The sequence below is a fragment of the Fictibacillus sp. EA-CB0309 genome, from assembly GCF_055814265.1.
Genome location: NZ_CP169271.1, coordinates 3838111 through 3850816 on the forward strand (window position 1 = coordinate 3838111; position 12706 = coordinate 3850816).

General features: G+C 38.6%; 15 protein-coding genes and 2 pseudogenes. 5 read left to right on the forward strand and 12 right to left on the reverse strand.

The window, feature by feature from the left end; all coding sequences use genetic code 11:
- Nucleotides 1-41: 41 nt before the first annotated feature.
- The 3 genes from ACEWFH_RS21610 to ACEWFH_RS21620 all read left to right on the forward strand — a co-directional run bounded on the left by ACEWFH_RS21610 (nucleotide 42) and on the right by ACEWFH_RS21620 (nucleotide 1898).
- Nucleotides 42-701, forward strand: coding sequence for a hypothetical protein (locus tag ACEWFH_RS21610; protein WP_473725630.1), 660 nt, complete (start codon nucleotides 42-44; stop codon nucleotides 699-701).
- A complete protein-coding gene (gene sipW / locus ACEWFH_RS21615) occupies nucleotides 661-1203 on the forward strand; it encodes a signal peptidase I SipW (RefSeq protein ID WP_473727393.1) in 543 nt (180 codons plus the stop codon). Before ACEWFH_RS21610 ends, sipW begins: the two co-directional genes overlap by 41 nt.
- A gap of 80 nt (nucleotides 1204-1283) precedes the next feature.
- Entirely contained in the window at nucleotides 1284-1898 is a 615-nt protein-coding gene (locus tag ACEWFH_RS21620) for a TasA family protein (RefSeq protein WP_473725631.1), read from the forward strand.
- Here the strand turns inward: ACEWFH_RS21620 and ACEWFH_RS21625 are convergent.
- From ACEWFH_RS21625 to ACEWFH_RS21655, 7 genes and pseudogenes are all read right to left on the reverse strand, one after another.
- Nucleotides 1840-2082: a hypothetical protein gene (locus ACEWFH_RS21625; protein WP_473725632.1), complete on the reverse strand. Its 243-nt coding sequence runs from the start codon at nucleotides 2080-2082 to the stop codon at nucleotides 1840-1842. The genes ACEWFH_RS21620 and ACEWFH_RS21625 overlap by 59 nt on opposite strands.
- A 194-nt stretch (nucleotides 2083-2276) precedes the next feature.
- Nucleotides 2277-3376: pseudogene (locus tag ACEWFH_RS21630) on the reverse strand (threonine aldolase family protein).
- Nucleotides 3377-3391: 15 nt separating this feature from the next.
- Nucleotides 3392-4105, reverse strand: a complete 714-nt coding sequence (locus ACEWFH_RS21635) for a hypothetical protein (RefSeq protein WP_473725633.1) — start codon at nucleotides 4103-4105, stop codon at nucleotides 3392-3394.
- Between the two features lie 64 nt (nucleotides 4106-4169).
- Nucleotides 4170-4844, reverse strand: coding sequence for a hypothetical protein (locus ACEWFH_RS21640; RefSeq protein ID WP_473725634.1), 675 nt, complete (start codon nucleotides 4842-4844; stop codon nucleotides 4170-4172).
- Complete coding sequence (locus ACEWFH_RS21645) at nucleotides 4825-5727, reverse strand: ABC transporter ATP-binding protein (RefSeq protein WP_473725635.1); 903 nt, start codon at nucleotides 5725-5727, stop codon at nucleotides 4825-4827. Before ACEWFH_RS21645 ends, ACEWFH_RS21640 begins: the two co-directional genes overlap by 20 nt.
- Nucleotides 5724-6110, reverse strand: coding sequence for a GntR family transcriptional regulator (locus tag ACEWFH_RS21650; protein ID WP_473725636.1), 387 nt, complete (start codon nucleotides 6108-6110; stop codon nucleotides 5724-5726). Before ACEWFH_RS21650 ends, ACEWFH_RS21645 begins: the two co-directional genes overlap by 4 nt.
- A 141-nt stretch (nucleotides 6111-6251) precedes the next feature.
- A complete protein-coding gene (locus ACEWFH_RS21655) occupies nucleotides 6252-6833 on the reverse strand; it encodes a vWA domain-containing protein (protein WP_473725637.1) in 582 nt (193 codons plus the stop codon).
- Between the two features lie 97 nt (nucleotides 6834-6930).
- Between ACEWFH_RS21655 and ACEWFH_RS21660 the strand changes: the two genes are divergently transcribed.
- Nucleotides 6931-7431, forward strand: a complete 501-nt coding sequence (locus ACEWFH_RS21660) for a hypothetical protein (protein ID WP_473725638.1) — start codon at nucleotides 6931-6933, stop codon at nucleotides 7429-7431.
- A 41-nt stretch (nucleotides 7432-7472) separates the two neighbouring features.
- On the opposite strand, the gene ACEWFH_RS21665 is transcribed toward ACEWFH_RS21660, so the two are convergent.
- The 3 genes from ACEWFH_RS21665 to ACEWFH_RS21675 all read right to left on the reverse strand — a co-directional run bounded on the left by ACEWFH_RS21665 (nucleotide 7473) and on the right by ACEWFH_RS21675 (nucleotide 10810).
- A complete protein-coding gene (locus ACEWFH_RS21665; RefSeq protein WP_473725639.1) occupies nucleotides 7473-8639 on the reverse strand; it encodes an NAD(P)/FAD-dependent oxidoreductase in 1167 nt (388 codons plus the stop codon).
- A gap of 26 nt (nucleotides 8640-8665) precedes the next feature.
- Nucleotides 8666-9526 carry an amidohydrolase family protein gene (locus tag ACEWFH_RS21670; protein WP_473725640.1) on the reverse strand — a complete coding sequence of 287 codons (861 nt, stop codon included), beginning with the start codon at nucleotides 9524-9526 and terminating at the stop codon, nucleotides 8666-8668.
- A 159-nt stretch (nucleotides 9527-9685) separates the two neighbouring features.
- On the reverse strand, nucleotides 9686-10810 hold the full coding sequence (locus ACEWFH_RS21675; protein ID WP_473725641.1) for an NADH-dependent flavin oxidoreductase: 1125 nt from the start codon (nucleotides 10808-10810) through the stop codon (nucleotides 9686-9688).
- Between the two features lie 193 nt (nucleotides 10811-11003).
- Between ACEWFH_RS21675 and ACEWFH_RS21680 the strand changes: the two genes are divergently transcribed.
- Nucleotides 11004-11462: a TspO/MBR family protein gene (locus ACEWFH_RS21680; RefSeq protein ID WP_473725642.1), complete on the forward strand. Its 459-nt coding sequence runs from the start codon at nucleotides 11004-11006 to the stop codon at nucleotides 11460-11462.
- Nucleotides 11463-11523: 61 nt separating this feature from the next.
- On the opposite strand, the gene ACEWFH_RS21685 is transcribed toward ACEWFH_RS21680, so the two are convergent.
- Together ACEWFH_RS21685 and xylF are read right to left on the reverse strand one after the other, a co-directional pair.
- The gene (locus tag ACEWFH_RS21685) at nucleotides 11524-12237 is read right to left on the reverse strand and encodes a VCBS repeat-containing protein (RefSeq protein ID WP_473725643.1); all 714 of its coding nucleotides are present in this window, start codon (nucleotides 12235-12237) and stop codon (nucleotides 11524-11526) included.
- A 148-nt stretch (nucleotides 12238-12385) separates the two neighbouring features.
- Nucleotides 12386-12580, reverse strand: a pseudogene (xylF, locus tag ACEWFH_RS21690) (D-xylose transporter subunit XylF); the annotation flags it as partial.
- Between the last annotated feature and the right edge of the window lie 126 nt (nucleotides 12581-12706).

Sequence of the window (12706 nt, forward strand, 5' to 3'; positions counted from 1 at the left end):
ATAATAGGGTCTAATCAACGAGATGAGGAGGGCTGAATGTGATGGGCAAATTCCATAAAGGTTTGGTTCTATTAGGATTATGCTCTGTTTCCTTTTACTCTGGAGCACAAATTGCTGGCCAAACAGAAGCAGCCTTTTCAAGTAAGGCTCTATTAAAACCGATTGAAGTTTCAGCTGCCATGGTTTTTCCGTCAACCATTCAAGAGCTTACTCAGAGCGCTCAACAAATACATGTGGACATGCTCTCTGTTTACGAAAGCATTCCGCAAGTATCAGATAATTCAACTTTACAAGAATTGAAGGAAGCACTAGCTGATCTCACAGTAAAGGAACAGGAACTTCACTCTTTATTAAATCATTTTGAAAACAAGCACAATGAGCTAGCTGCCTATCATAAACAAGTTAGAAAACTAGATCAGAATACATACCGATTTGTCCTAGAGGGTTGGAATGAAATAGATGAGAGAGTCAAGCAAATTAAGAAAACAATTGATTTTCAATACATCGAAAAATATCGTTTCTCTATTGAATTACGCATTAAAAAATTGGAAGAAGAGACAAAGAAAGAATTTTCAAAAGAACTTGAGGAAGCTGCAGAGGAAACACCTTCTGTAGATAAGGCAGAGATCATAGACCAAAACGAAGGAGTGCCAGAACATGATGAAAAAATTCTTGAAAATAACAACGAAACTAATGAGTAGTGCCTTCGTTATTGTCATTTGTTTGCTCGCTTTTGTGATTCTATCTTCACGCGTTTCAGGAGCTGAACCTTCCGTTTTCGGCTATCAGATAAAAGCTGTATTATCTGGCTCTATGGAACCTGTTTTTCAAACTGGATCAATCATTTCTATTAAACAAGCAGAAAACCGTGACTCCTTTAAAAAAGGAGAGATCATAACATTTCAAATGGAAGATAAGCTAATTACTCACAGAATCGTCGGTGTTCATAATAAAAATGGACAAGTCTCTTATGAAACAAAAGGAGATAACAATGACGGACCCGATATGTGGTCCGTTCCTTCAAATGATGTAATTGGGAGCTATACCGGATTTACAATTCCGTATGCAGGTTATGCGTTAAATATGACTCAATCTAAGGAAGCATCTGCACTCCTATTATTTATTCCAGGGCTTTTATTATTTGCTTCTGCTGCCTTTTCCATTGTGAAAGCAGCCAGAAAACTGGATGTAGAAAAAGTATAAATATGGTTAGCTCTCTATGTATCTAGCATACATACGAGTTTAATAAATCTGATTACATACTACTATTGGAGGTTGAGAAAATGGGTTTTACAAAGACAGTAAGTAAAGGGGTAATGACAGCAGCACTTGGTCTATCATTAATGGGTGGAGGAACTTTCGCTTACTTTAGTGACACGTTTGAAACAAAAAACACGTTCGCTGCAGGTACGCTGGATCTTTCCATTAATCCAAATGCTGTGGTTAACATTGACAACATTAAACCTGGCGACGAAGTGTACCGTGAATTTACGTTTGAAAACAAAGGATCTCTAGACATCTATCAAGTATTGCTGGATACGAAATATACAGTTGAAGATGCAAAATCTGATAATACAGATGACCTTGCAAACCACATTAAAGTAACGATCATGTACAACACGAGCAGTGCAACTGTACCTGTCGTTGAGACAACATTGGCACAACTTAAAGAAAAACAACCTGACCTTACAGCAATCGATGAGTTTGTTGGCACCACACAGCGTCCTGACGGAATTCCTCCAGGAGAAAAGGAAAAAATGTTCGTGTTGTTCCAGTTCGTAGATAATGGTGAAGATCAAAACCAATTCCAAGGAGATAAACTCCAAGTAGATTGGACGTTCAATGCAAAACAAGCACCTGGCGCTTATAACGACGATACAGATCCAGAGAATAACTAAATATGTCATAATGAAGAACTGCTGTTAGAGCAGTTCTTTTTGTTTGAGCAGGCTTAGTTGCTCTTGAAAGGGTTGATTTCCGTTTCAGGCTGCTCCCTTTCCGCGGGGCAGGCGGTGAGCCACATTCGTAACGTTTCACTCTTAAGTGTCTCACCTGCCCGCCTGTCCCGCAGGAGTCTCGCACCTTACACTCCAATCAACTGTCATAGAAGAAATTCTCTTAGAATTACACGTTCGCGCAGTTGAATCTCGTCTGCGTGCAAGTTTAGCTAATTTCCACTCAGGCTGCTGGATTTTACGTGCAGTTCGCTTCGATAAGGAACAAAAAAGTTGATCTTTTTGGACAAATCACTTTCCAAACAGATCAACTTCTTACAATTAAGCTAGTACTCTTTCTCTCAGCTTCTGATTGAGTAATTTAAATGCATGCTTTAAATCATTTTTAGGAATTTTTGAATAGTTATCACCGATACTCACTTCAAAAAAGCATCTGTAATCATCTTTTTCTCGAAGGTGTCCCGTTAAACCAATTCCTGTTTCAACATACGTTTCTGCTAAAATAGATTCAATCTCTTCTTTCAATGCATGAAAGTGAACATGAAACATATTAGAGACAGGCTTTATTGGCAGTGTATGGACACCTTCACAAGCGTTATAAAAATCTGCCAACTCTTTTGCGCCATCATAATACTCATCCATTTTTCCAATGCGTTGTTCGAAATAATACTCAGAACTTATGATATAAGGATAAAGACTGATCAGGTCACCACCGTGGCGTCTTTTCCACACCTTTGAACCTTCAGTAAAATCTTTTGGACCAGCTAAAATCGCTCCAGCAATTCCCCAATTCCTTTATAGAAAGAAACATAAACGCTGTCAAAAAGAGCACAAACTTCAGCCGCAGTCTTCTGGTAGTATGGGAGAATTTCAAAGAGTCTTGCTCCGTCCAGATGAAGCTTAATGCCTTTGTCTCGGCAATAATCAGATATCGCTTGAAGCGCTTTATAAGTCGGGAGCTGTCCGCCTATCTCCCGCTGAGGAAGTTCAAGCAATATACAAGACACCTCTTCTTTCATATTTACCACGTCATCAAGCTCGATGATTCTATCCTCAGCAGCAAGAAGCACTGGTTCAATATGATGCAACTCTTTCAAACCATCTTCTTCATGAATTTCTAAGTGACATAACGGATGGTAAGCTACTTTCTTCATCCCCTTTTGGTCACACCAGATGCGCATCGCGATCTGCTGAGCCATCGTCCCACTGGGAAAAAACACGGCAGATTCTTTACCTAAATAAGCTGCCATCTTTTCTTGAAAAGCTTCAATAATGTGACCAGTACCGTACATATCACTTTCTTGCTGGTCGGAAACTGTGTCTAATGCATCTACCAGTACAGATATATCCCTTTTCCCATGACCCGTCACCTGATATTTAGCTTGTTTATAGGCTTCCAATAATACGTTTTTGTTTTCCAACCCAACATCTCCTCCCTATTCGTTTACAAGATTAACATCACCAGTGATTTTTAAATTACTGGGTACACTTAAAAGTATAAAGTCACTTCCCATGACAGATGTATGACGATCCTCAAATGCATTTCCAGTCCCTGAAAACTGACTAAACGCAAAACCTTGTGAGAACTTAGTAAAAGTAATTTCCAACAACTCAGGACCTTTTATGGAGAGTGTCTTGCCATTAACATCAAGCGAAGGAGACTCTATTTTATCGGTAAAATCCATTCCATCAATATAAGATTTGCCGTAATAATGGGAAGCTTCTACAACACCGTCGTTATCCTTCTTTCTTTCAACAAACACTATGATCCCATACATTTCTTCATCAATCATATTTACATCCAATGTGCTCTCTGTATAGGGAAACGACCAGCTTTCTTTTTCTAAAAACGTCCCCTTGAAATTCTCAAGTTTCCCAGCAAAAGCACGATCTAAAACCTTTCTTTGCGCATCTTGGGCTTTGTCCATCTCACTTCTCGTTACCATCTTTCCTTCCGTAACATGCTCAGGCAGAAGCGTAAAAGAAAAAGCAGTCGCTAGCAGCAATACGGTTGTGTACACACCAAGCAGCCATTTAATTTTGCGAAGTCCGCCGCTTCTCTTGTTATTTGATCGTACCATGTAAGTGCCTATTCCCATAGTAATTACCACAAGAAATAGGATTGGTATCAGCATAACAATAATACTCATTTCCTTACCTCCATTCGGTTAGAAATCCCTATGCTGCAAAGTAATAAGATAAAAGATACGATTATCATCTTGATGACAAATACGCTAAATGAGGATTCAGATGCAAAAACTTACTTACATTCATAAATAACGTCGGGTTTCCACCAAGGCCATCCAGAATTAAACCCCCAAATAGGAAGGTTGGAATAACGAAAGCAAAGCCTCGGTGCAATTGAATTAAGATCCCGATTAAATAACCACCACTGGCAAAAAGAAAGATATATAGAATCGATGCACTAATTCCAATTAGTAGTGCAGGTAAAGACAGTGTATCTATTAAGATTGAGTAATTGTCTTTTAGATAAAAGGCGAGAACCTGGAAAAGATGAGTGGAAAGGTATACCGTAATTCCTGCAAAAATACTAGCAGAAACGAGAAAAAGAATGTTCGAATAGTGGCTAATACTTCGGTTTGTAATAAAAGAAAAATCATCGTATCGATAAGCTTTGGTCGTTATGATAATGGCTGTAATAAACGCCCATATCATCATAAACATTAATATAATGTCACCTGAATAATAATTGACCTCATAAGATATAGAATTAGATGTACTACCGCTCATACCGTTTCCATTGAAGGAAAAAAAGATGGCGAGCATCTGGATGACAACTAGAGAAGTGAACACCCCAAAGTAAGATTTTAACTTATATTGATATTGCTTCTTCACGATGTCCCAAGACTTAACCTCTGTTAAATACATGATCGATCCCACCTTTTGTTTTACTTGTTAAATAACTGCAGATGTCTTCTGCGGAAACAGGCGTGATTTCTAGTCCTAATTGTCTGGCATCTTCAAGTTCTTTTATAGAACGGTCATTCTTCACAACGGCGTACGACATATTTGCGCCTATTTCCTGCACATGAATCGGTTCTATTCTGTCGATCCATTCCTGTACGTTCTCCGTTTTACCTCGAACGCCAATCGCAAATTCTTTTAATGCATCAATGGACAGATGAAGACATTTCTCACCTGATTTAATAAGCAATACGTCTTCTAACAAATCTTCCACTTCATCTAATAGATGGCTTGATAAAATAATCGTCCTCGGATAAGCGATGTACTCTTTTAACAGCGCTCGGTAAAAGTCTTTTCTTGTAGCTGAATCCATACCGCTCGTTGGTTCATCCATAATCGTAAGTGGACAGCGAGCAGCTAGGCCAAGAATCATATTAAAGGTACTTTTCATTCCTTTTGAAAGATTCCCGTGGTACTGTTCTGGATTCAAAGAAAAATAATCGAATAAACGCAAAGCCAAGTCGTGATCCCAATTCGGATAAAAGCTTCCCGCTGTTTCAAGCAGCTCTTTTAATGTTAATCCTTGAGAAAAGCTCATTTCGTTATCTATAAAAATGGTATTAGCGGAGACTTTCAGATTATTAAATGGATTCTCCGAAAATACTTGAATGTCACCAGAAGAATGATGAAGATAGCCTGCTATGATCTTTAATAGAGTTGTCTTCCCTGCTCCGTTACGTCCTATTAAGCCGGTAATCTTATTCTCCGCTAATTGAAAGGTCATATTATTAATGGCTTTTGATTTTCCATATTGCTTTGATAGGTCATTACATACCACTACATTCATGCTTGCTCCTCCTTTATCTTTTGGTGCGTGTCTCTGATCATTGTCACAAGCTCCTCTACTTCCACTTGTAACTGAACAGCCTCTTGCGCTAGCTCGGTAACCAGTGAGTTCAGCTTGGAATTCTTTCTTTTTCTGAGGATAATCTTTCTTGCATCTGCAGCAACAAACATTCCTAATCCCCTTTTCTTATAAAGAACGTTATCGTCAGCCAACAGGTTGATGCCTTTCCCTGCGGTGGCTGGATTCACATTAAACATCTCAGCTAATTGATATTGTGAATAGACCTTTTCATCTGCTTGAATCGTTTCATTCAATATTTCATTTTCAAGCCATTCAGAGATCTGAACATAAATCGGTTTCATACTGTCAGCATTCAGCAGCAATATTCCTCACCTCCAACTTACTACTATAGTGCATTACATATGTAATGTACTATATATTACCAATATATGCAATAAATTGTTTTTTGATAACAATAAAAAAGACAGTCCCCTTTATTATGGAGACTATCTTAAGTCATTACATTATTTTCTTCTTTCCGTTACTTCCTCACTCATGATCGTGTACATATTCTCTACACCATCGTGGGTAGCTTCAAAGCGAAACGCATTTTCCTCTTGAATACCTATACTTTGCGCTTCTTTTGATGCATCAATATTTGCACCCATAAAGATAAACTCCCAGCTGTACTTTTCTTGCTGGTGGTGAATCAGATTCTTTACTTTCTCATACGTTAATTCTTGGCTCGCATTTTCCATTCCATCAGTCGTAATAACAAAGATTACTTTCCCAGGTCTCTCGTTTTCTTTTACTTGTGACAACCTGTAACCTACATCTACTATTGTTTTACCTACAGCATCTAAAAGGGCTGTAGTTCCTCTAACATAGTACTCATTCCTTGTTAAATGCACGTTTTGGGCAAGCTCACCGTTACAAAGAACTTCATACTGATCATCAAAGAGTACCGTTGTGAGAAGTGTGTCTCCTTCTAACTCACATTGTCTTTTAACAAACGAATTAAACCCGCCTATCGTATCATTCTCTAGCCCTGACATCGAACCGCTTCGATCCAACAAAAACACGATTTCCGTTAACTTCTTGTTCATCTCTAACCATCTCCTAACGATTTGTCATGCTATAATAATAGCTACAATTATCGAGAAGATGGTCGCCTGTAAAGCGACATTTAGGGAGGTGGTCAGTATGCTTAAACAAAAGATTTTATTAGAATTGCAAACCTATCTTGATGAACATTTGATAATGGAGCTAGAAGCTTGTAAATCCTCCAAAATGTTTGAAGAATGTTTAGAAGAGAACAGCCTGAGATTTGAGTTAGATGATTTTATTAACAAAAACAAAAAGCCCACACTGCAAGAAAAACTCTTTCAATTTATTGATCAAAAGGGTGTATCTGACGCAGAGATTTACAAAAAAGCTGGCTTAGATCGAAAGCATTTTTCAAAGATTCGTTCTAAATCAGATTATCGGCCAAAGAAAAATACGATTCTTGCACTGGCTCTGGCATTGAAATTGAACGAAGAGAATACAGAAGAACTTCTGGAGAGTGCCGGATACTCACTATCTAATAGTGATACAAACGACTTAATTTTTAAATTTTGTATCAACAAAAAAATATATGATATGTATGAAGTTAATGAATATCTTGTTTATTTCAGCTTAAAACCGATTGGAAGCACGATCTAAAAAAGACAACATTCAATTATTAAATGTTGTCTTCTTCTCATTTATAATTCGATTGCACCTGCTACGTCATAGTTGGATATATCCAGTTCTGTAGGTTTTCCCAATGCAAGTTTTGCTAGTTCTGCACCAAGGTATGGGCCACTCGTTAACCCCGATGCTCCAAGTCCGTTCGCGATCCATACATTTTTAAAATCCGGTAATGGACCGATAACAGGTAAAAACCCTGGAGTAAACGGACGGAATCCTACCCTCGTTTCAAGAATCGTTCCGTCTGACAGACCTGGTGCAACAGCCAATGCTTTTGTAAGAATTTCATGGACACCACCAGCTGTTACTCGAGAATCAAAACCCGCTTCATCTTCGTGCGTTGCTCCTACAACCACTCTGTCATCAAATGTTAAGATATACTGGTTTGTCGGCGGCATTACGACTGGCCAATCTGCTGTATTTGTTTCTGGCAACTCCAAGTGAATGATCTGGGCTTTTTGTGGAGTTACTTTAAAATTGATACCAAGCGGCTGCAGGATCTCATTAGACCACGCACCTGCAGTGACAATAACCTCATCTGCAAGTATTTCTTCACCTTCAATGGTGACACCAACAACAACATTACTATTTTTAAGAAGCGTCGCGCTGCTATTTAAGATTGTTACACCAATTTTAGCCGCAGCCCGCACTAAAGCATTCCGCATCGCTCGGCCATTCACGCGTGCTCCACCACTTACGAAAACCGATCCGTATTCTTCAGATAGAGGTGGAAAAAGCTTTTTCGTTTCAGCAGGTGAAAGAATTGTAATCTCCCCAATTTCAGGCGCATCTTCTCGGCGTTTCATTGCGCGTTCTGCCATTTTTTCAAGTTTTTCAGGATCCGCATGCAAACTGAGTGTGCCTACTCGTTTATATCCCGTATCGGTTTCCCCGTCTGCTTCGAGCATTTCAATCAGCTCAGGATAATAACGTGCACCACCTTTTGCTAATTGATACCACGCTTTGTTTCGGCGCTGTGAAAGCCACGGACAAACAATGCCTGCTGCCGCATCTGTCGCTTGTCCTCTATCTTGGCGATCCACTAAAGTCACTTCAGCACCAGATTTGGCTAAGTGATAAGCAGTGGATGCTCCTAGAATTCCTGCACCAATGACAATGATTTTTTCATATATAAAACACCTTAATCTTTTGACTGTATTTTTCGCATTTGAAACTCTCATACAGATAATTCTAACCTATCTAGTATTTATTTAACTAGCTCTAAGAAGTTTTCCCCAAGGATACTTTTAATTTGATTATCGGGAATCTCAAGTGATTCCACCCAAAATTTTTTTGCAGAGTAATCATACTTGTTAAATTCTTTCATTCCATAAGGTCCATCACAGCCATATAGTATTTTTTGATATCCTAAGTATTCCAATGCCATCTTCACTATAGCTGGGTTTAAATAATCACTTGATGTATCTACATATACGTTTGGCTGGTGCTTTGCGTATATCCAAAGTTCCTTCCAAAAAGGCAGACCTGCGTGTGCATATATTAATTTAAGTTTTGGATATTTTTCTGGAAGATATTTATAGGAGTCTTTTTCTGATGATAGATGTATGAGCATAGGTTTTCTCATTTCCACACACATAGCTGCAATTCTATCAAGTTCTTTAATACTATACTTATGCATGAAGGGATGAGCTTTCACGCCAATAAATCTAGAGTTACTAAGATATGTTACTATTTCTTCTAATGATAAAGGTATTTTTGGGTTTACTGCTGCCCAGCCGAGGAAACGATCTGGGAACCTATCAATTGCAGAAGCGACTATATCGTTATTGGGCTTAGAAAAAATTTCATATGAATTTCCATAAAGTTTTAAACGTCCATCCTTTACAAGACCATCATAAATTTTAAGCCCGATTTGAGGAACATTTAATATTAAAGAACGAAATAAGCGTTGTAAATTATGTTGAAAAATACTATCGATTTCAAACATAGTCTCATTCATAGGTGGAATTAAAACAGTTTTATCAACATTGTTTCTATCCATTTCTTCTATCATTTTTTCTAAAGTTAACATCTTTTCATCCACATGAAAATGACAATCAATTATCATTGAATATCTCCTTTAAAAGTGCGGAATCTTCCATTTAATTCAAATTATACGTCACCTATTATATGAATATTATTAAAATAAATACTCCCTACTCCAAAGTTATCTTTCAGAAAAAGTTCATCAAAAAAAGCAGGATCAGCTCTCCTGCTTCTTCTTTATCTATTCAACTCCAGGAAACCATCCTGGTGAATTTATAATTGCGTTCCATAAAGGATCTGGCACGACAAGTTCTTCTTGTTTCGTTTTATCAATCTTTGTTACGATCTCTGACTCCCGGCCTTGTTCTATTTTTTGTACCCAGTCTGGATCAATAATCAGTTCGCGGCCAAGTGCGATTAGTGGAACACCTGTCTCAAATGCTTTAATTGCATCGTCTGCCGTGTAGATCGAACCTACACCGATTACTGGGACACGGTCTCCCGCTCTTTCTTTAATGATTTCAATACGAGGGCGTGTATCTTCAACACCACGTCTTGGCTCAGACCAGAAATCCATCAACGAGACATGTAAGTAATCCAGTTTCTTTACGCTTAATGCGTCAACAAGTGCTAACGTATCAGCCATCGTGATTCCAGGTGTTTCGGGTTCTTCCGGAGAGAAACGATAGCCGACGATGAATTGATCATCAGCGTATTCAGCTACTGTTTTTTTCACAACATCTACTACTGCAAGTGGGAACGCCATACGCTTTTCTAATGAACCTCCCCACTGATCTTCACGTCGGTTAGCATGCGGAGAAAAGAACTGCTGTATTAAGTAACCGTTCGCCCCGTGAATCTCAACTCCATCATAACCAGCCTCAATAGCTCGTCTCGTCGCTTCACCAAAATCACGTATGATTGAAGCTACTTCATCTGAAGTTAATGGGCGAGGTACTGGTTTGCCTTCTGCTGAAGGAATATCACTTGCACTCACCACATCACCGTTTGGAACTAGCTCCGGCGGTACTTCTCGGCCACCATGGAAAATCTGTAGAATGGCTTTTGATCCTTTTCCTTTAATGGCAGAAGCTAAGCGGCGAAGGCTCGGAATCATGTCATCCGTATCTCCTGCAAACTCTCCCGGAAACCCTTTACCATTGGCTGTAACATTTGTACAAGCCGTTATCACCATGCCAACACCTTCAGAACGGCGCTCATAATACCGAATTTCTTCATCTGTTACCGTTCCATCTGGATTGGATGAAAAGTTTGTCATAGGTGCCATCACAATGCGATTTTTAAGTTCTACTCCATTTTTGAAGCTAAAAGATTGAAACAATGGTGCGTATTTTTCATTCATCATGTTGTATCTCTCCACCTCTTTATTTATTGTTTAATAACTTTCTTTTTTAAAGTAACTATTATATTAATACCCCCATTCAGAAAAGCAAAAGTTACGCTTGTGTTTTAAGAATAATCCAAAAAGGGAACAGTATAATCCTAAGAAATATAGACATTTGCTTGCACTATCTTCACTACAACTCGGGAGGTAAATCGTGAAAAAATCCAGTATAGCCTTATTTCTTGTTATCTACGCCTTATTCTATGTTTCCAGTATTCTGTTTCCAATCGACCGTGAGTGGTATGATGCACTAATTAAGCCATCATGGACTCCATCAGGACAAATAATCGGGATGATCTGGGCTGTATTGTTTGCTTTAATCGCCTTATCCGCTGTTCTTATCTACAATCAATATGGTTTTAAACCAATTTATTTTTGGATTCTTTTTGTAGTCAACTATGTATTGAATCAACTCTTCAGTTATTTTCAGTTCACACAGAAAGATTTGTTTTCAGCAACCATTGATGCATTGCTGATTGCTGTTACTACTCTGCTTTTAGTCATTTATGCGAGTCGTTTGAGAAAAGTCTCAGGATGGCTGCTCGTCCCGTATCTGCTATGGAGCTCGTTTGCCACCTACTTAGCTTGGACCATTTATAGCATGAATTCATAAGAAAAAATACCAAGACCCAGCAAAAAGAGATCTAACCTTTTGACAAGGCTAGATCTCTTCTTTATGTTCCAGAAATCGCTACATATTGATTCTGAAGAACAAAACGATCATCCTTCCATCCTAACGTGTTCACCACATAACCAAGCGCGTCTGCATTATACAACCCTGCAATCTTCTGATAAGCGGAGAGTTCATAAACACCATTGGAATCAAAATCGATTGGATATAAGCCGCTCAAAGGATTAACAAAGCCGGTGATCGGTTTCTTCAGCTTTCCGTTCCTATCATATATTTCATTTAGATATTCTGGATCTCTTTTGGATATGTCAATCAGATACGTTAGCCTGTTACTCTTACTCACAACTCTGACTCTATAGTTATCCTCATAGATGACATCATATCCGTAAGTTGCATTGTATACGTTGAAATTAAACATCTCTTGCGGATTGTTTCTAATAAATGAGTACACATAATGATACATGAATCCCCCGCTGCCGCCCGAATTGATGCTGACCAATACATCCGAGACACCGTTGCCTGTAAAATCACCAAGGAACAGAGTTGGGTTATAGCCTGCATTATCAGAAAGCTGCACTCTTGTCCGCGCCCCTGTCCTTCCATCTTTCACGTAAAGGGTAATGTTTTCAATAAAAGGACTATCCTGTGTTTTCGTACCTGTTAAAAACACATCATCTAGTACACGATCCCCTGTAACATCTCCCTTAGCAAAAGCAACGACACTTGGAGTAACTCTATAATCGTAATGGTTATACATAACATGCTCCTTGTTAGATAAAGTTTACTAACATGTTATGGGCACATTAAGTGATTGACACAACCGTTTTTACATGTTCATTGAATGGAACAATAAAAAAATCCCCGCCGCCACTTGGACATCAACCAACGACTTTACGAGGATCATTTTATTCCTGATTCTTATAAACATCACTTTTCGAATGAAATCCGTCTACGATGATCGTCTCGTCGAGATTCTCTTTATCGACGGCGATTGGAGACAGCAGTACAGAAGGAACCTCGATCTTTCCGTTGTTCATCTTTCGTTCTGTTTTTATCGTTTCACCTTTTGCCATTTTAACGGCCAGTTCTGCGGCTTTCTCCTGCGTTCGCCGCAATCACAGCATTGATCTCATTAGCACTTTATTGACATCGTCTGTACTTTTTTAACTAAGGTTAAAAAAATTTTATGATTGGGTATTTAAACAAGCCAAATCCATCAAATAACC